The organism is Paenibacillus sp. Soil750, from assembly GCF_001428045.1.
GTDB lineage: Bacteria > Bacillota > Bacilli > Paenibacillales > NBRC-103111 > Paenibacillus_E > Paenibacillus_E allorhizoplanae.
This window is the reverse complement of sequence record NZ_LMSD01000012.1, coordinates 975028-994721: the sequence shown is the minus strand read 5'-3', so window position 1 is coordinate 994721 and position 19694 is coordinate 975028. Positions and strand designations below refer to the sequence as shown.

At 42.1% G+C, this 19694-nt stretch carries 14 protein-coding genes; 13 read left to right on the top strand and 1 reads right to left on the bottom strand.

The window, feature by feature from the left end; translation table 11 throughout:
- Positions 1–302 precede the first annotated feature (302 nt).
- The 8 genes from ASL11_RS16175 to ASL11_RS16140 all read left to right on the top strand — a co-directional run bounded on the left by ASL11_RS16175 (position 303) and on the right by ASL11_RS16140 (position 8472).
- On the top strand, positions 303–1658 hold the full coding sequence (locus ASL11_RS16175; RefSeq protein WP_056616246.1) for an ABC transporter substrate-binding protein: 1356 nt from the start codon (positions 303–305) through the stop codon (positions 1656–1658).
- Between the two features lie 88 nt (positions 1659–1746).
- Positions 1747–2652: a carbohydrate ABC transporter permease gene (locus ASL11_RS16170; RefSeq protein ID WP_056616242.1), complete on the top strand. Its 906-nt coding sequence runs from the start codon at positions 1747–1749 to the stop codon at positions 2650–2652.
- A 40-nt stretch (positions 2653–2692) separates the two neighbouring features.
- Entirely contained in the window at positions 2693–3532 is an 840-nt protein-coding gene (locus ASL11_RS16165) for a carbohydrate ABC transporter permease (RefSeq protein WP_056616238.1), read from the top strand.
- Positions 3533–3678: 146 nt separating this feature from the next.
- Positions 3679–5097, top strand: coding sequence for a PTS transporter subunit EIIC (locus tag ASL11_RS16160; protein ID WP_056617146.1), 1419 nt, complete (start codon positions 3679–3681; stop codon positions 5095–5097).
- 39 nt (positions 5098–5136) lie between these two features.
- Positions 5137–5970, top strand: a complete 834-nt coding sequence (locus ASL11_RS16155; RefSeq protein WP_056616235.1) for a PRD domain-containing protein — start codon at positions 5137–5139, stop codon at positions 5968–5970.
- Between the two features lie 157 nt (positions 5971–6127).
- Entirely contained in the window at positions 6128–7225 is a 1098-nt protein-coding gene (locus ASL11_RS16150) for a quinone-dependent dihydroorotate dehydrogenase (RefSeq protein ID WP_056616232.1), read from the top strand.
- A 26-nt stretch (positions 7226–7251) separates the two neighbouring features.
- Positions 7252–8049 carry a GTP pyrophosphokinase gene (locus tag ASL11_RS16145; protein WP_056616229.1) on the top strand — a complete coding sequence of 266 codons (798 nt, stop codon included), beginning with the start codon at positions 7252–7254 and terminating at the stop codon, positions 8047–8049.
- Positions 8050–8052: 3 nt separating this feature from the next.
- A complete protein-coding gene (locus tag ASL11_RS16140; protein ID WP_056616226.1) occupies positions 8053–8472 on the top strand; it encodes a DUF309 domain-containing protein in 420 nt (139 codons plus the stop codon).
- A gap of 63 nt (positions 8473–8535) precedes the next feature.
- Here the strand turns inward: ASL11_RS16140 and ASL11_RS16135 are convergent, their stop codons facing one another.
- Positions 8536–9045 (bottom strand): thioredoxin family protein, encoded by a 510-nt coding sequence (locus ASL11_RS16135; protein WP_056616221.1) that lies wholly within the window; start codon positions 9043–9045, stop codon positions 8536–8538.
- A 183-nt stretch (positions 9046–9228) separates the two neighbouring features.
- Here ASL11_RS16135 and ASL11_RS16130 point away from each other — a divergent pair, with 183 nt between their 5' ends.
- The 5 genes from ASL11_RS16130 to ASL11_RS16110 all read left to right on the top strand — a co-directional run bounded on the left by ASL11_RS16130 (position 9229) and on the right by ASL11_RS16110 (position 19653).
- Complete coding sequence (locus tag ASL11_RS16130; RefSeq protein WP_056616216.1) at positions 9229–10827, top strand: RsmB/NOP family class I SAM-dependent RNA methyltransferase; 1599 nt, start codon at positions 9229–9231, stop codon at positions 10825–10827.
- A gap of 6 nt (positions 10828–10833) precedes the next feature.
- Positions 10834–11586, top strand: a complete 753-nt coding sequence (locus ASL11_RS16125; RefSeq protein ID WP_056616212.1) for a pseudouridine synthase — start codon at positions 10834–10836, stop codon at positions 11584–11586.
- A gap of 202 nt (positions 11587–11788) precedes the next feature.
- The gene (locus ASL11_RS16120) at positions 11789–12523 is read left to right on the top strand and encodes an S-layer homology domain-containing protein (RefSeq protein ID WP_056616210.1); all 735 of its coding nucleotides are present in this window, start codon (positions 11789–11791) and stop codon (positions 12521–12523) included.
- Entirely contained in the window at positions 12489–12998 is a 510-nt protein-coding gene (locus tag ASL11_RS16115; RefSeq protein ID WP_056616207.1) for a hypothetical protein, read from the top strand. Before ASL11_RS16120 ends, ASL11_RS16115 begins: the two co-directional genes overlap by 35 nt.
- 34 nt (positions 12999–13032) lie before the next feature.
- Positions 13033–19653: a glycoside hydrolase family 78 protein gene (locus ASL11_RS16110; protein WP_056616204.1), complete on the top strand. Its 6621-nt coding sequence runs from the start codon at positions 13033–13035 to the stop codon at positions 19651–19653.
- Positions 19654–19694 lie beyond the last annotated feature (41 nt).

Sequence of the window (19694 nt, the reverse complement as noted above, 5' to 3'; positions counted from 1 at the left end):
ACAATTAAAAATGAATGAATTCTTTTAAAAAGTGTATTGACGTTCATGTCATTTTATTGTAAGATTTAATCACACGAAACACCTAAAACAATTGAATATGTCAGTTTTAATAACATGTTACCGCAAGGGCATTAGTTATTAGAAGAAATGTAAGTCTTCTTCTATAACTATGCCCTTTTTATTTTGCCAATTATGAATCATGAAAGGGGTTGATCGTGCAAACTAAGACGAAATTTTAACTATCGGGTACACGCTTCACCAATAAATAATTAGATGAATTAAAAAAGGGAGAAGATGATCACATGAACATGAAAAAATGGTCAACAATTGGTTTGGCAACGTCAATGGCACTCGTAGCTGCAGGTTGCGGTAAATCCACGCCGGCAGAAACAACAAAACCAGCAGCATCTGTGGCTCCAACAACCGCAGCTTCCGCAGCTCCTACTGCAGCAGCTTCAACTAAACTTACTGGTGATTTTGAAATCCAATACTTTGTTGGCGGATACGGCGACAAATGGTGGAAAAAAGTTATTGCTGATTTCCAAGCGAAAAACCCTGATTTGAAAATTAAAGAAAGTGCGGGACCAAAAATCAACGAGCAAATGAAACCCCGTTGGATCGCTGGTAACCCACCTGATTTCGTATACATCGATGGACCTGAGTTGTTCGACCGCCAAATGGTTACAGACGGACAACTGGAAGATTTGACGGACTGGATCAAAGACGCTAAAAACGTAGATGGCGAGAAAATCATCGATTTGCTTGCACAAAAGCCACAACAATTTGACGGGAAAACGTACAACATTCCTTTCGTAATGAGCTCATGGGGTATTTTCTATGATAAAGCTCTTTTCAAAGACAAAGGTTGGGCTGAGCCAAAAGATTTCGAAGAGTTCTTGGCTGTAAGTGAGAAAATTAAAGGTGCTGGCATCAATCCATTCATCCACACTGGTAAATATCCGTACTACATCAACGGTGGCGTATTGCTTCCAGCGATCGTATCTGCGAACAACAATGACTACAAATTGCTGCAAGATATGTCCACAAACAATCTTGAGGCTTGGAAAAATCCTGCAATCATTAAAGGTCTAAACAAAATCGTTCAAATGCGTGATAAAGGCTACATCGACAAAGCATCCGTACAAATCAACCACACGGATTCCCAATCCTTGTTCCTACAACACAAAGACGCGTTCATTCCGAATGGTCTATGGTTACCAAACGAAATGGCGAAAGACGTTCCAGGCGGCTTTGACTTCGGATTCATTCCTTCCATCACACAAGATAAAGGTGGAAAAGTTGTAGCTAACACGTCCACAGCAACTTTCGGTATCGCGAAAAAAGCCAAAAACAAAGATGCTGCAAAAGCATTCATGCAGTTCGTATTCTCCAAAACACAAGCTTCCCAATGGGCTGAGCTAAGTGGTGCTCCTTCCAACGTTAAAGGTGACATTTCATCTTCCAAAGCTCCTAACTTCGTTAAGGATGCTGCGAAATTCTTGTCTTCCCCTGACACAGTCGTAGTACCAACTGTTTCCTTCGCTGCTGACGTAGATAAGGCTATGCAAGATGCAACAGTAGCTTTGACAATTGGCACAATTACGCCTGAACAATGGGTAACTCGTGTATCTGATGTTGTGGCCAAACAAAAGAAATAGGAACTGAATGAAGCAGTGCGGAGAACTTCAAAGGCAAAGCTGCCTAAGGCGTTCTCCGCCATTTTAATGATAGGACGGTGACGATAGAATGAAGACCAACGCGAAAAAGCTGAAAAGGAATTTATTCATCGCTTCATTCATCATTCCGACTTTTCTATTCTTCTGCGTATTTACGATATATCCCGTTATACAGGCATTACAGAAGTCTTTCTATGATTGGTCAGGAATGTCTGAAAATAGCGAGTTTATTGGTTTTGATAACTTCGTTGAGCTTTTCAAAGATCCGATTGTACTTAGAGCCATTGGAAATGACTATTTCCTAGTCGTTGGTAAAGTAATTGGGATTATGATTCTGGCGACTTTCTTCGCCGTAGCGTTAACAAGATTTAACCTGAAGGGTTCCGGTTTCTTTCGAGCCATTTTCTTTATCCCGAATGTCATTTCAGTCGTTGTCATCGGCGTACTTTGGAATTTCATTTACAATCCGCAAATCGGTTTCTTGAATGCTTTCTTGTCTCTCTTTACGGAGAAAAAAGTTGATATTACTTGGCTAGGATTTCCTCAGCACACGATCTGGATGCTTCTACCCCCTACAATTTGGGCAGGTATCGGTTTCTACATGATCCTAATGATTGCTGCAATCGTGAATATTCCTGCTTCCTATTATGAGGCAGCTAATATAGACGGAGCTGGTCAAGGGGCGCAATTCCGCCATATCACCATGCCGCTCATCTGGGAGCAGATTAAGGTTTCCATCGTTAACATCGTTATTACTACACTCAACGGATCTTTCGTTATTGTTCAGCTCATGACCAATGGCGGGCAGCCCGATAATACGACGCAAGTTATGGGTTCTTATCTGTATCGGATGGCTTTTCAACAGTATCATTTCGGTTATGGAGCAGCCATTGGAGTCATGATTCTGATCGTGTCACTTATCACAACACTGATCTTGCAACGTATCATGCGCCAAGAAACCATCGAAATGCACTAAAGTCATCATAGACAAAGATACTGAGGGAGGGAACCATCGTATGGCTATCAAAAATCCATTAGCGAAAATGTTAGTTTGGATCATTCTGATCATATGGAGTGTAGCCGTGCTCTATCCACTGGTGTGGACATTGCTTGATGCGCTCAAAAATAATGAACAATTTTTCTTAAATGCCCCATGGGCATTGCCAAAATTTCCATTACTCTGGTCCAACTTCTCGTATGTATGGAGTAAATACAATTTCAGTACATACTTCCTGAACTCCATTGTGGTGACGGTAGGAAGTACGCTACTTGGGATGATCCTTGCAGCGATGACGGCATATATTCTGGCGAGATACGATTTTAAAGGGAACAAACTTCTTCTTACGATCTATATCTCTTCCATGATGATTCCGTTCGCACTTGCATTGATCCCGTTGTTCTTCTTGTTGAATGATTTGCACCTTATTAATACTTGGCTGGGGCTGATCCTTGTCTACGCGGCACTCAACTTGCCATTCGGGATTTTCTTGCTTGTTGGGTTCTACAAGTCGCTGCCCAAAGAAATTGAAGAAGCTGCGATTATTGATGGAACTTCTCACTATGGTACGTTCTTCCGGGTTATGTTACCATTGTCACAGCCAGGTCTGATTACGGTGATGATTACGAACATGCTGAATAACTGGAATGAATACTTCCTAGGCGTTGTTCTTACGAACGAGCCTACTAAGTACACGCTGCCAATTGGTTTGGCTGTTATGCAAGCGGAGATGCAATATCGTGTAGAATGGGGTCCATTATTTGCCGGATTGCTGATCACTACATTACCGACTTTGATCGTATATATGATATATCAACGCCAGATTGCAAGTGGGATTACGGCAGGAGCTGTAAAATAACTGTACATGGCAATGCATAGAAAAAACACCTTAACCTAGAGGAATTTATCCTTTCGGGGGGGTGTTCTTTCTACTATAATGGGGATAGGTAAAAGCAAACAAGGAACGGCCAAACTTGTGGGCTATAGGTGAATCTGATGAGTGTAATGTATGCATTTCAGAAGATGGGGAGATCGCTAATGATCCCTATTGCGGTGCTGCCGGCAGCATCCATTCTTCTTCGAATTGGTAAAATGTCTTTTAATAATCCTTTCCTTGTGCATGTGGCTCAAATTTTCGAGCTAGGTGGAAGCGCAATTTTTGATAATTTGCCTCTTATTTTCGCAATTGGAATTGCGATTGGATTAACGTCTGGAGAGGGCATTGCTGCTTTAGCGGCTGCGGTAGGGTATTTGGTCTTTGATAACGTCCTTAAGCATTTTCAAATGGTTTCAGGCAGCTCAGAGCCATTGGATACAGGTGTGCTCGGTGGGATGATGGTGGGGATGCTTTCTGCTACATTCTTCAATCGATTTAGTCATATTCAATTGCCAAAGTCGCTTGGATTCTTCGGGGGAAAACGGTTTGTTCCACTCGTGACATCCCTAGTTATGGTTTTCCTGGGTGTAGTCGTTGGGCTCATTTGGCCTCCGGTACAGCGAGGGATAAGTGAAATAGGATTATGGATTGTAGATAACGGAAATATTGGGGTTTTCATTTACGGCATCATGAATCGCTTACTCATTCCTACAGGTCTGCATCATGTCATTAATAATATCGCTTGGTTTCAAATAGGGGATTTCGTTACACCAGCAGGCAAAATGGTACATGGGGATATTTCACGCTTTTTCGCAGGGGATCCTACAGCAGGCATGTTTATGACAGGTTTTTATCCAGTTATTATGTTTGGCTTACCAGCAGCCGCGCTTGCTGTTGTGAGAAGCACTTCTTCATCTACAAGGAAATTTGTAGCTCCTGTCATGTTAACTGCTGCACTGACAAGTTTCCTAACAGGCATTACAGAGCCAATCGAATTTGCGTTTATGTTCGTAGCCCCTGGTCTTTATGTGATTCATGCAGTTCTAACAGGTTTCTCAATGCTCATTATGAATATGCTTCAAGTGAAAATGGGTTTTGGTTTCTCTGCAGGCTTTATTGATTTCGTGTTGAACTGGCACTTGGCGACGAATCCATATTGGATATTACTCATTGGAGCCGTGTACTTCATTTTATATTTTATAACCTTTCGAGCTTATCTCCATTTCTTTCCGATGAAAGTTACAAGTAAGGATGACATTGAGCAATATGTTGAGGTAGAAGCCGCTGATGAGAAACCGTCTCTGCTAGATCGCCCAACACGTATTCTCCATCATATTGGCGGAGCTTCTAACATTATCTCCATTGATGCTTGTATTACACGACTGCGCCTTCTCGTTAAAGAAGAGGTGCTTGTAAAAGATAACGAGCTTAAGGAATTAGGTGCCATCGGTGTCATTCGGTTAGGAAAAGGCAACGTTCACGTTGTTTTTGGGACAGAATCAGAACAAATTCGTGAAAGCATTAAACCTTTGCTAGGTACAAAATGAGAAATAATCAGGACAAGCCTAAGAACGCGGAGGTGTCTTATGATTGATCGGACGATCATACATGTTCTATCGCATAACGTGGTGATGGCGCATTTAAGCTCAGGGAAAAATTCCATTGCATTCGGTAAGGGGATTGGATTCAAGAAAACACCAGGTATGATGATTGGTGAAGGTGAAATTACACAAGAGTTCCTTTTACATACATCAGAAGTACTGAAAAACTACGAACAAATTCTAAATGCCGTCGATGTGAAAATCATCGGGATCACCGAAGAGGTGATTGCTTACGCACAAAGCATGCTGGAAGGCGATTTCTCTGAAACGATCCATGCATCACTCGTAGATCATATTAACTTTGCGGTGGAGCGGCAGAAGCGTGGAATTTTCATTACGAATCCATTTGCCTATGAAATTGGATACATGTACCCTGAGGAATATAAGGTTGCTAAGAAAGCTGTTGAATTCTTGAATGAACATCTAGATGTGAAACTACCTGAGGATGAGGTTGCTTTCTTGACGATGCATTTCAACAGTGCGCGTAAGAAAGAGCAAGCATCTGATTCTCTTGCGGTTGTCAGAGTGGTCTCTCAAACGATCGAATCTGCAAAGGAACTTGGCTTTAATTTCGATGATTCGTTCTCCACACTTCGTTTTATCTCCCATTTAAAAGGTGTAATTGAACGGGTTAAATCAAAGAAAACTCTTCAAAACTCACTCCTTTCCAAAATTAAAGAAGAATACGGCGACACATACGTGAAGGCAAAGGTTTTATCGTTAATGTTAAGTGATTCACTTCAATTAGAAGTGCCTGACGATGAGACTGGATACTTAACGATGCATTTGGAGCGCTTGCTGCAACGTACAGAGGTTTAGGTGAAAAAAAATATGCTAGAGCATTCCCTTGCAACCTTTGTGGAGCGGGGATTTTTTGTGTGAATACAAGGTTTAAGGTCTTAAGTGGATTGCATATTTCTACATTGTCAGCTAAACTGACTGTTAGAGTACTTAGAGAGAACGGAGTGCATAGGACATGCTGTATAAGAAATTAGCCAAACCTGTTTTGTTCCGAATGGATCCGGAAAAAGCGCATCATTTAACGATTGACAGTCTTAGTGTTGTTGGAAATTTACCTGGGGGCAAGCAGTTGCTTAAATCCATGTATGGGGTCCCGGAATCACCACAACTAACACAGGACCTATGGGGATTACACTTCGGTAACCCAGTCGGCCTTGCTGCAGGGCTAGATAAAAATGCAAAAGCGGTCAAAGGATTTTCACAATTGGGTTTTGGATTTATGGAAGTTGGTACGATTACACCTAAACCACAACCTGGAAATGAGCAGCCTCGTTTGTTCCGTCTTCCAGAAGATAGAGCACTTATTAACCGGATGGGTTTCAACAATGTTGGTACAGCTGAGATGGCACACAACCTAGAGAAAACGGGGAAACGTGTGATTCCAGTAGCCGTAAACATAGGGAAAAATAAATCAACGCCAAACGAGCAGGCCGAAGAGGATTATCGTGCTTGCATTGGAGCGTTATATACATATGGAGATTTCTTTGTTGTTAACATAAGCTCACCAAATACACCTGATTTGCGTAATTTACAACATGGCGATGATTTGAAACGCTTGTTGTCTACGGTTCGGGATGAAATGCAAGTGCAGCATAAGAAGCATGGTGGTGCCGCGAAACCGGTTCTTGTCAAAATAGCGCCAGATCTAACGGATGATGAGCTTGTTCTTACTGTACAAATCATTAAGGAAAGCGGAGTATCTGGGATTATCGCAACGAATACCACGCTGAGCAGAGAAGGCTTAAGACATGCTAATCGCGAGCAAGCGGGCGGGTTAAGTGGATTGCCATTAACGAAGCGCTCAACAGATGTTATTCGACGTGTGTATCAATTAACAGATGGTAAGCTCCCGATAATTGGGGCTGGTGGGATTTTCACTGCGCAAGATGCGTATGACAAAATCCGAGCTGGAGCAAGTCTTATTGAAGTATACACCGCATTAATTTATGAGGGACCAGGTCTACTTGGGCGTATAAATAAAGGGCTTCAAGAACTGTTAAAGAAAGATGGTTTCACACATATTTCCCAGGCAATAGGCGTAGATTCGCACTAACTTCATTCAGAATGGAGGAAACATGGATGGATGGACGAGACTGGAAGAAATTTCTACTGCCTTATGAACAAGCGGTAGAGGAATTGAAAGTAAAGTTCAAAACATTACGTGGCGAACTCAAAAGTCGTGAAGAGTACGCACCGATCGAATTTGTAACGGGACGCGTTAAGAAAATTTCAAGTGTGTTGGAGAAAGCGAAGCGGTTGAGTGTGCCGATGGACCAGCTAGAATCAGGAATTGAAGATATTGCGGGCATTCGTATTATGTGCCAATTCGTAGAAGATACGGAAAGTCTGGCTGAGCTTATCCGCAGCAGACAAGATATGAGTGTTGTCTATGAGAAGGATTATATTACGAATAAAAAGCCAAGCGGATATCGCAGTTTTCATATTATTATTGAATATCCCGTGCAAACCGCACTTGGTATGAAGAAAATTTTGGCAGAGGTGCAAATCAGAACTTTAGCCATGAATTTCTGGGCGACGATTGAGCATTCTTTGAATTATAAATATAAAGAGCAATTGCCAGTTGAGGTTCGGGCTCGTTTAAGTAAAGCTGCAGAAGCTGCCTATCAGTTGGATCAAGAAATGTCGAGTATCCGCGGAGAAATAGTTGCCTCCCAAAGGATGTTTGAAGATAATTCTAATTTAATCAATCGTGTGCTGAATAATATTCAAGAGCTGTATTTCTACCATCGCGTACGAGAAGCTGCTCAGTTCCAATTGCGGTTCAATGAGATTTGGGAAACCGAAGAAGGACTTAGTGATTTATCTGCCGATATCGAGGCTGCCATCTCGCGAGCCAAAAAAGGAGATAATAGCTAAGCCATGAGCGAATATGACCGATTGTATGTCGCTTTTCTGTACTATTTTAATGATCAGCGGGATTATTTCGAATGTCATGAAGTGATGGAGGAGCTTTGGCTGGAAGAAGGCCGAAATCCGCTATATCAAGGTCTGCTGCAAATTGCAGTAGGCCTTTATCATCATTTGAACGGAAATCCTAGCGGTTCTATTAAACTGTTTAGTGCGGGGTTAGACAAGTTGGCACCTTACCCTGTTCATACGCTAGGGATTGATCTAGGTCTATTAGTGAAAGATAGCGAGGTTTATCTGGGGAAGTTGTTGAGATTGAAAGAGGAGCCGTTTCTTCCCTATGATTTAGATATTAAGATTTTAGATCAAGAGCTTGAATATCTGCTGGATGATTTGAGATTAGATCCACCGGCAGGTATTGATCATAATTGAAAAGAAAGGACTTCTCACCAATGGGTGAAGAAGTCCTTTTGTAGGTTTCGATATTTAATGGCATTAACCTTTATACTTCTGGAAGAAGGATTTGAATACTTCAGGAGTATTGCCGACTGTGGATCCAGCCTCAGGAACCCCGCCAACAATGCGATCTACTTCTACCCCATTTTTGTAATAAACTAAGGTAGGTGTGGATTCAATCTTGTACTTGTTCCATCCATCTTTGAACTCTTCCAAATTGAATTGCTTAACATCAAGATTAAGCTCTTTCTGTATTGGCACTAGAACTGGTGTTGTCACTTTGCAATGAGGGCAAGTTGACGCATAATAGTACTGGAAGAATGTCTCTTTGTTCTTCAATCTTGCATCTAAATCTGCAGGTAAAATCAAGTTCTGGTAGTTCGGATCGTTCAACTGTTTCACAGTCTCTGGATTGAGCTTGGATGCGGCAACACCATAGGGATTACCAGCATTCGCTTTATCCGAAGATTTGGTAGATTGCTGATTAACGAAGTATAAACCACCGAATAAAATAACAACTATGCCTAAATAAATAAGCAACTTCTTCATGCATGCACCTCTTTAAAATGTTTACTTTCTACTATCTTCTATAAAAAGTATAGCATATCCTGTAGGATTTCGTAAAAATATTGGCTGTTTCGTGACAACTCAGCTATAATACCGTTACACTGTACCATGGAAACACAAATTGTCGGATCATATGGGATTTTATATAGAAGGTGAAGATGACGAATGGCGAAGCAGCTACCACCCCTTTTTAGGGAGAAAATGATTGATTTACTGGGTAATGAGGAGTTTGAGCAGTTTTATGCTTCCTATGAGGAACCAAGAGTTTATGGATTACGAGTAAACACAGTAAAAGTGGAGTGCTCTGAATTTTTGGAGAAGAGTCCATTTCAATTGACTCCTATACCTTGGGTTACGGATGGTTTTTATTATCAAGAAGGGGAACGGCCAGGTAAGCATCCGTATTACCATGCTGGACTTTACTATATCCAAGAGCCGAGTGCGATGGCACCCGTAGAACTGCTAGAGGTAAAACCAGGGGAGCGGATTCTGGATTTGTGCGCAGCCCCAGGTGGGAAATCGACGCAAATCGCCGCGAAGCTGCAAGGTGAAGGCGTGTTAGTTGTTAACGATATTCATTCAGATCGGGTCAAAGCATTGGTGAAAAATTTAGAGCTGCTCGGCGTGCGAAATGCCGTTGTTTTGAATGAAAAACCGGAGCGGATGTTGACTGCATTCCAGGGGTATTTTGATAAAATTTTGATTGATGCACCTTGTTCAGGTGAAGGAATGTTCCGCAAGGAAGAAGAAATGATGGGACAATGGGAGCGACATTCTGTTCAGGAATTTGCTGCGATGCAGAGGGAATTGTTAGCTCAAGCTGCGGTGATGCTAGCTCCTGGAGGCAGGATTGTGTACTCAACCTGTACGTTCTCACCAGAGGAGAATGAGGCGCAGATTGCGGAGTTTCTGGACAAACATCCTGATTTTGATGTTGTGCCTATTGAGGGATTCAGTCCTGGACGGCCGGATTGGTTAAGAGAACCGTGGTGCGAGGCTGATGGATATAGTTCAATGGCAAAGGATGCTGTGGCAGGTACGGCGAGGTTGTGGCCGCATAAGTTGCGGGGTGAGGGGCACTTTTTGGCGGTTTTGGGGTGTGTAGGTGGGGGAAGTGAAGGGGAAAGTGTGAGTGCAAGTGCGAGGGGAAGTGCTGGGGCAGGTGCAGGAGCAGATCCAGGAGCAGGAGCAGGTGCAGGCGCAGGAGCAAATCCAAGTGCGGGGGCTGCCGACTTTGTTTCGGCAGCTTGGAAGCGTAGCGGTCGTCAAGCGCTACGTGGGAAGGGCCGTGCTGAGGCACCGCCTAGCACGGGGGTGAGCTTGGAGCCGCTGGAGGCGTTCTCCGGTGAGCTGCTGTGCAGCGAGCCTTTCGCCCTGAGGCGGCTTGTCTGTTACGGCGAGCACGCGTATGCGTCGCCGGTGGGCTTGCCCGAGCTGCACGGACTGAAAGTCGTGCGGCCGGGCTGGTATATCGGCGCGTTGCACCGCGGCCGATTTGAACCGTCCCATGCGCTAGCCATGGGACTGCGTTTGCGCGAGGCCAAGCGAGCGCTGAGCTTGGCTTCGAGCGACGAGCGAGCCCTTCGGTACCTGAAGGGCGAGACGCTCGAAGTCGCGGAGAGCGAGATACTCCGCGATCCGGAAGAGACCAAGGCAGCCAAAGGCTACTGCCTGGTCTGCATTGATGACCATCCCGTCGGCTGGGGCAAATGGCTCGACGGGATGCTGAAGAACGAATATCCGCCCGGCTGGAGGTGGACCTAAACGGTCATGAAACAAACACAACGACTCGATAAAATACTCGCCCATGTGGGCGTTGGCACACGTTCTGAACTTAAGCGCCTCGCCAAAGAAGGCGCAATTTACGTCAACGGCGTGAAGGTCAAAGACAGTGGTATGCAAGTGAATCCCGATAAGGACATCATTACCGTGAATGGAGGGGTTATCACTTACCGCGAGTTTGTTTATCTTATGATGAACAAACCTCAAGGGGTGGTCTCGGCAACTGAAGATAATCGGGATCGCACGGTCGTGGATCTTTTGGACGAAGAATATGCTCCGTTCGAGGTGTTCCCTGTAGGCCGATTGGACAAGGATACAGAGGGCTTCCTTTTGCTCACAAACGATGGCAAACTCGCCCATAACCTTCTCTCACCTCGCAAGCACGTTCCGAAGACCTACTACGCCAAAGTTGAGTGGGAAGTTAATGATGCGGATCGCGAAGCTTTTAGCCAAGGTGTAACCTTAGATGATGGCTATGAGACGTTGCCAGGTGATTTGAAGATTTTACAAACCGGCAATGAAGCCGCTGGAATACCATCTGAAATCGAGCTAACAATTATGGAAGGTAAGTTCCATCAGGTGAAACGAATGTTCCAAGCTGTTGGCAAGCAAGTAGTATTTCTGAAAAGAATGTCAATGGGGCCGCTTGGATTAGATCCCGAGTTGGCTCTAGGTCAAGTCAGAGAATTAAGTGTAGAAGAGCTCTCTGCTTTACGAAATGCCAACGAGAATCAAAATTAACTATACAAAAATACTAAATTATGGTATTTTCTTGTTAGTAGAATTTATTTGTGCGGAAGAACCGCCTAGTTATTGCTGATTTTTAGCAATGCTAGGCGGTTTTGCTGTTTTTAGTGGAAGTATGTCGAAAATAGGTAGACATTTACAATTATGAAATGAGATACTACCAATAATTGGGTTATTACAGACAGGGGAGATCTATTTGAAAAAAACATTCATTCTACTTTCAACTGTATTTTTATTCACTGCTTGTCAATCCTCAACCTCAGCCGCTGATTCACTATTACCAACTCCGAGCCCGGTCACTGCGATAAAATTAAAGGACGTTTCAGATCACTGGGCTATGACTGCAATAGAAGGCGCTGCGAAAAAAGGTTATGTTGACGGATATGAGGACTCCACATTTAAGCCTGAAAATAATGTTTCCCTTGCTGAGTTTATCAAAATGGTTATAACGGCGATAAAGGAGCCTGTAAAAAGTGTATCATCAGGGTCGGATTGGTCTTCTCCTTATGTAACAGCTGCTATAAACAAAGGAATTCTTAGAGAATCGGATTTCTCGATAGATAAATTAAAAGATCCGATTACGCGTTTGGAAATGTCGCGTATTTCATTGCGGGCTACTGATGTGACTTTACAGAACAAAGCAATTCAAATAGATAATGATTCTGTCATGTATAACTCTGCTAAAACGGGATTAATTCAAGGACTGGAAAAAGGGGCATTAGAGCCAAATAGCTCAACTACACGAGCTCAATCAGTAACAATAATTGAGCGTATTCTCAAAGTGAATCATGGCGGTACGCTAGAAATTGATAAGTACGCCGTTGGAAATGCTGAACTGGAATTGAAACACACTAATATATTTACGGTTATGCCTCATATTTTCGGAGGGGAACAGATTGAGAAATGGAATCCGGAAAATCTTACTTCTTGAAACCGGTGATGGACTTTACAAAGGAACGATGGATCAGATTGTTGCTATAGATCTGGAAGATCCTAATGATTCTAACCTGTATCTACTCGGTAATATAAGTAAAATCAAGTGGCACAACGGTATGACCGTAAAAACTAGTAAATATGTAAAAGATGGATATATGAATAGTTACGTACTATTTTTCAAAGGACATGTTGATTACAACAATGATCCATCAATCTATAAAAATAACCCTCAGCCAACTTATAGTCTATATGGTTTTAAAAATGGCGATCCCCAAGCGATGATAGATGGAGAACTAAATACTCCTACTCATTTATTTATTGATAAATTAGGAGATATGCCCGCTATGATCATCTCAAAAGATAAAAGTGTGTTGAGTTCATATGCTGGCATCTCAATTAGCGCTCCCGCAATTCCGCCAGCAAAGGATTATGACAAAAAAATATTCTACAGTTTAGTTCCGAAAAAATAAAGATAACACCTACTAGGATCGGAGGCGATCTTAATTGCCGCCAAAAGGAAAATATATTTGCATATGTCTTATAGCAATACTTGCAATTCAGATTTTACCAATCGATTATTTAAAATTTAGTTGGCCTTTTGCAAAAGCTGCTGCTGCTGATGATGAAATAAGAAGTATGACTTACGCTACAAACTTGCAAGCTGGTTATCAAGGGGTTTATAGTGATTCAAAATCGGCAAATACTTATCCTTTTACAATCACAGCTCCAGCAGGAAAGGTTATTAAAGAAATATCATTTTCTCTTGATGATCAGCCAGTATATAATGTTGTAGCAGCCATTGGTTTATCTATTTGGAGTACATCAGGTATTTCATTTAATGGAAAATCTGTTGAAGTAGTTTCTGATGATAACAGGTCTGCCAAGGGTTATTTTGCATGGTATCGCTATGCTCCTGGCACTTCAGGTAAAACGCTGGATTGGTATCAAGATGGTGCTCTTGGCTGTTCAGATCATTCAGGAAGAGACTATAGTGAGAACGTTAATGGCTCTTTAATGCCAGTCAGTCCAAATTGTTCTGGCGCAGGCCTTTCACTCACAGCTGATCGAACTTCAGGGTATGTTATTAAAGATACTGCAACATCGATTTCTTCAAGTATAGTAAATGCCTCGGATATTACCGCTGACGCAGAGGTTATTAGTACAAGTGTTTCTGGTCCTGCTGGTGTATCAGATGGTGTAACTGTTGCAGCTAAAACTCATTATGTTGAAACAAAAGGCATAACATCAGATCTCTTCGAAGTATTTTATACTCAAGATCTAAACTATGAATCAGACTATGCTAAGCAACTCGGACTTCCCGGTGCAAAAGTAATGGTCTACTACGCTGCTTTCAAGGTAAATCTAAAATCCAAAACATACAAATACCCTGACCACATAAAAATCACTTATGAAACCGCAACTGGCCCACCTAATCTGGGAAACGTTATCCTTGATGAAGAAGGGCAATGCATTGAGGTAAACAAATCAACAAACTACCACTTCTCCTTCACAAATACAGGTGGTACCGATATTACAACTTCCTTTAATGTGAAAGTCTTAATAGACGGCATAGTACTTAACACCTTTAACTACACAGGTATAAACGCAGGCGAGAAAAAGACTGGCACCTTCACCAAATCCTTCACATCAACTTCCCCCTATGGAATCTCTATCATCATTGATCCTATAACAGGTGAATCGAACACCTCTGACAACACCAAATCCATAACCATCACTCCCCAATCTACCTGCTCCATCCCCCCTTCTAAGGAAGAAATTACAGCCAAGTTTAAAATCGAAAAACCCTCAATTGAGTTCGGGAGTTACAACGGTGTTATAGCCGATGGCATTTCCGTTACTGGTGGTAATGGTTGTGCAATTCAAAATGTTATCTATACTGTTTCACAAAATGGAAACTCAAAGGTCTATTCAAATACTGGCGCTTTTTCATTCAATGTTGGTGACTTACCACCAGACCCTGGTTGGATGACAATCGGAACTGTCAGTGTCTCACTTAAAGTCACGTCCACGTGTGGTGGGGAAGCGAATGCAGTGCCAAAGACATTCCAGGTTATTTCACCAGCATCTTGTGTAGGATCTAATAGCCCACCGGTCGTACGTGTTGGTTGGTTCCAAGCTTACGATGGTGGAAGCATTATACCTGAGAGTATGTTTGCTGTAGATGAACGTGTTTGGCTGCGAGTCATTCAAAAATCAGCTATGATTCCTGGAGATCATGACGAACCTTATGATCCTGATGGAGATCCTTACTTTCTTACCTGGGATTTCCCAGGGAGCTCGAGTTCATGGGTACGACAACTGGGAACCGATTACGATTTATGGGATCACGAACCTAATGGATGGACGTACAATTTCAATGCAAATGTTCTTGGTACACATAGTATCAAGGTAACCGCAACGGATAAATGTGGTAATCAGTCACAAACTTCGGCAACCATGAGCGTTGTGCCTCCGAATCCAGTCCCTATCATTACATTACCGCCAAAAGTAGTCGAAGGCAGATCATTTACACCAGATATTAGCTGTACTAATAGTTACAGTCCGTATAAATCTAGGACAATATCAAATTGTGACTGGCACGGAACTAAACTGCCTATATATCCAGCTTTCGGTGATTACAACATTCAACTGGATGTAACAGATAGCGCAGGATTGCGGTCCCTTAATACAGCGCAATCTAATTTGAACGTCTTAGAAGACTTGCCACCTGTGGCAAAATTAGACTATAACGATATTGGGATACGAAATGTTTCCATGTCTTTCCAAGACAAATCCTACAGCCCTGATAGTGATCCAATTTCGGAGCACACAGTTACTTTAGCTTGCGACAACAATAATAATGGTTCGTTAGCAGACGACACATTAATTAATATCACCCCTGATGGTAATGGAAACTTTACATACACACCAACTCAAGTGGCGAAGACTTGTAATATTCACATTCACCTAAAAGAAGGTCTTGGTCTAAAGAAATCAACGGATAAAGATTTTCCATTCGAAGTGGTCAACCAAATGCCAGAAGTGGATTTCTCAGCTTTTGGGGTTCAACCTGAGCCATCTAACATTACGTCCGTTACGCCAACAGCTAATACATTGGTTAATTCGGCAACATGGACAGCCTCTTCCCACACAAGCACTTCGGCACCAAAACTATATAATTATCATGCAGGCGACAACTCGATTAGTACGAAGAATATGACAAATTACGAGCCGTATAAGTCAATTACTAGTTCCAATGTAATAACAAAATGGTTTAGCACATACAAGGGTTATTGTCATGATTGTGGTAATACAGGTAAATTAGATGGTTACTATGCTGCTTTTAACAAAGAAAATAGAATTGCCAAACATCTTTGGAAATCAGCGCAAAATGGCGATGCCATCTACTTTTATAATGAAGACAATCCTCAAATGCCCTATGGTTCGACACACAGTGCCGCGCCACAAATTAATAACAATGGCGGTTGGGGAGAGCCAGTAATACCAAAACTCAATTATGCTAACAAGACGGAATATAATTCGGATATGATATTTCAAAGACAGGGTGGATATAACTCATACTGGCAAAATAGTACTTATCATGAGATTGTAACCAGAATTTCTGACATCTTGAATTTTACGAAGAACGATACCAACCAATTGGTAGCTCCCGCATATACGGGTACCAAAACGTTAACATGTGGATCTGCGTGGTCTGATTCTCCTACTTGTCCACCACCAGAACCAACTACATATCCAACCATGTTTATTGGCCCGAATCCTACTATTACAAATGCAGGGGGGCTCATGGACTCGGTGGATTACTGGTATGATTGGGACGGTTATATGGTTCCTCGCGGAACCACTCAGTTTAGCTCACCTTTCAATAAGGACTCGAGTGGCAATGTCTACAAGAATAAGTGCGACTACGGAACTTATGACAATTACGCACATTCGTGTAGCCTAGTAAAGTATAACAGCGGTGGCGTTGTCATGTGGGAATATACGCCTACCCTAGCTTCTTGGGCATATAATCGGACAGGTATCAGCATAGATTACTTCTCCGATAATGAGTCTAGGATGGTTATTAAATATGGTGCTGTAAGAGTAGTTTTAAATTCAAATACGGGTGCTGTTGCGTTAGATCTAGTAGGTGGTGGGAATCCTTCCGATCCTCACAATAATTTGATTTACTACTTAGGTGTTTTTAATAATCGAATCGCTTATATCAAACAGACGGTTGAGAGCGGTTATTACACCACTGTTGGTAAGAATGGCTTTTGGGATTTGATGTTCTACGATCTAGGAACGGAACAAACGACGACGATAGATCGAGTGAAAACATACGGATATTTAATTCAATATTGGCCAGATGATGGCGACATTGCATATAGAAGTCCTATTCCAAAAGCTACAATATCCTCAGACGGAAAATTGATTATAGGTAACGGTGAAACGAACATATTGTCCTACGATATGACTACAGGTGTCAAAGAAGTGGATATACCAACAGGATTGGCTTTTACGAATTTCTCCGATTCAGGAAATGGAAGTCAGTCATATGGTATAAAAAGCATTAACTTGACAGAAGATGGCACAATAAAAGTTGTGTATCAAGGAATTTCAGATTACGGAGGTAGTCAGAATAGGCAAGAATGGATATTATCTGTGAAAACAGATGTAAACAACACAACTGGAAATAGTAGTTACGGTTTCCTCTCCAATAATGATGCTAGTTTTTATAACGGCGATATTAACATCAAAACCAAATTTAATTTTAATACGTATAGCGATAGCGTCACAGCAGGCATCGGATTTAGAGTGCAAAATAATAAAAACATGTACAGAGTAGAAATGACACCGAATCTTATCAAGCTGACCAAAATTGTTAATGGTATTTCATCTACTATTATGAGTAAAACTTATAATTCCAAGCTTGGGGTATACACAGAGATCAAAGCCAAGGTAAGGGCTAATCACATTATTGTCTACGCAGCTGGAATTCCAATCATCGATGTTTATGACGATACATTCGCAGTTGCAGGATCTTATGGCCTTTACTCGGAATCCCCGTATGTAGAGCTTCAAGGTTTCAATGCTATGATTTACGAGAGTGGTGATACGGCAGTTGCCAATCAAGCCATTGTTAATATGCCAATTACGTATAATACAAGTTATTTTGATCCTGAGAACGATCCTGCTATTCCCAATCTAGCGAAATGGAAATTTACTAATATGGAACCTTATAAATTTCTTAATGCTGGGGATGGTGCTTCCGATCCTATAGGAACTAACAGCTATAATGGCGTTGTTATTCAAACACCAAGCCCTAGTATTTCGAAGGTAGGCGTATTCAAGGTTGAATTCCAAGAACCCGACGACCCTGCGCCAGCTGGATTCAAATATCCATCACCTATCTTTGCCATGTTTCAGAAAATGTCAGACCCTACAACTCATTCAATCTTGGTTCACAGAAGGCCAATAGAACAATTCACGATTGCTGAGAATCCAGATCATACGATTCAATGGACAGAAACAGGTTACGACCCGGATCGATGGCTAAGCATGGCAAACTATTCAACTGAAGTGACGGGGAAAAATTATCAGAGCACAAGAGGTATTTTTAATAACAGATACAGCTATACAACGCCAAGTGGCGTAACCCAATTAGGAAAGCTTACGCGTCCTACTGAAACAGGTCTCTATACCGTCAGGGCTGCCGTCGCCGACGAATACGGAGCATGGTCCGATTGGGTAGAACAAACAATTCATATTACGATTCCGTTGCCAAATCAACCGCCTGCAGCCGTACTTACATTCCCAAATGGTACACAAACAAGTCCTAGTTATGTGAATACACGGCAACCTACAATTACATGGAATCAAACCGATCCGGATGCTGGAACAACCTTTGCTGCTTTTCAAGTAGTACTAAAAGATGAGGTTGGAAATGTCGTCGTTGACAGTGGTATCAAACCACAAGGAACTTCTGCAACTACACAAGAATGGATAACAACACAATTACTAGCGCAAGGACAAAAGTACCAAGTTCAAGTAAGGGTTTTCGATGGAATTGCTTGGTCGGCATGGTCGAATATAGGGTGGCTTATTACAAACCGTCCACCAACAGCAACCATGTTGGATCCCAATGGCACACAAGCTTCGCCAACCAGATTTAGTAAATTGCGGCCAACGCTGAAATGGAGTCAAGTAGACCCGGATCCAGGTACAACATTTACGTATTTTCAAGTTCAAATCACGAATGAAGCTAACGATACAATAATTGTAGATTCAGGTCAGTATTATCAAGGCACATCTTCAACATCCGGTAGCTGGACAGTAAATGCCGATCTACCGGCTGGTCAAAAATTAAGAGTTCGTGTTAGGGTATTTGACGGCGTTATCTGGTCAGACTATTCACCACAAACTTGGTTGTACATCAATAGACCCCCAGTAGCTGATTTCGATTGGCATCCTAAGCCGGTCTGGGAAGGGGATGAGGTGCGGAGTACCAATACTTCGACAGATCCTGATGGCGATGTGCTCTCTTACTTATGGACCCTTCAGGGGCCAGATGGGGTTACTAAGACTTTTACAAGTATTAATTTTACGCAAAAGTTCACTGATCCTGGAAATTACCTAGTTACACTCACCGCTACGGATGGGTATCTTACTACAACGGTAGTCAAAATGATCACCGCGTTGCCTTTGACCATAAGAACTGTTGTGACTTACACGGACAATTGGTTGATTTTGCATAATCAGAAAGGGCACCAAACACAAGAAAATCCAAAACAATTTTATTCTGGCGAGATATTTGTTGTGAAAAGTCAGAGCGCAGCTACCTCGGTTGATGAGGTCATCGCTTGGATCGATACGATTAGTTTGGATGGTCATACCTTATATGTTTCTGAAAAGTTGAAACCACAGTCCATTGATACTACCATGTTTAGTGGTGAATTATTTGATAGCCAATTCCAATCTCTAACGGAGGGATTACCCCTAGGCGCACAAACGATTCATTTTCAGATTAGGTACAGTAATGGTGTTGTGAAAAAGGAAGATATTCCTATCGAAATCATTGGGAATGCTCAGCAATCGGTTGGTGTTCATCGGGTGCAATAACGAAGAGTAGATCTTGAGAAGTCGTTGTTGTTATTGTAAAA

Excerpts from the sequence above, each read along its gene's own strand:
- ASL11_RS16165 (WP_056616238.1), top strand. The coding sequence starts at position 2,693 with ATGGCTATCAAAAATCCATTAGCGAAAATGTTAGTTTGGATCATTCTG.
- ASL11_RS16135 (WP_056616221.1), bottom strand. The coding sequence starts at position 9,045 with ATGAAGAAGTTGCTTATTTATTTAGGCATAGTTGTTATTTTATTCGGT.
- ASL11_RS16150 (WP_056616232.1), top strand. The coding sequence starts at position 6,128 with ATGCTGTATAAGAAATTAGCCAAACCTGTTTTGTTCCGAATGGATCCG.
- ASL11_RS16140 (WP_056616226.1), top strand. The coding sequence starts at position 8,053 with ATGAGCGAATATGACCGATTGTATGTCGCTTTTCTGTACTATTTTAAT.
- ASL11_RS16155 (WP_056616235.1), top strand. The coding sequence starts at position 5,137 with ATGATTGATCGGACGATCATACATGTTCTATCGCATAACGTGGTGATG.
- ASL11_RS16145 (WP_056616229.1), top strand. The coding sequence starts at position 7,252 with ATGGATGGACGAGACTGGAAGAAATTTCTACTGCCTTATGAACAAGCG.
- ASL11_RS16125 (WP_056616212.1), top strand. The coding sequence starts at position 10,834 with ATGAAACAAACACAACGACTCGATAAAATACTCGCCCATGTGGGCGTT.
- ASL11_RS16160 (WP_056617146.1), top strand. The coding sequence starts at position 3,679 with ATGTATGCATTTCAGAAGATGGGGAGATCGCTAATGATCCCTATTGCG.
- ASL11_RS16170 (WP_056616242.1), top strand. The coding sequence starts at position 1,747 with ATGAAGACCAACGCGAAAAAGCTGAAAAGGAATTTATTCATCGCTTCA.
- ASL11_RS16175 (WP_056616246.1), top strand. The coding sequence starts at position 303 with ATGAACATGAAAAAATGGTCAACAATTGGTTTGGCAACGTCAATGGCA.
- ASL11_RS16130 (WP_056616216.1), top strand. The coding sequence starts at position 9,229 with ATGGCGAAGCAGCTACCACCCCTTTTTAGGGAGAAAATGATTGATTTA.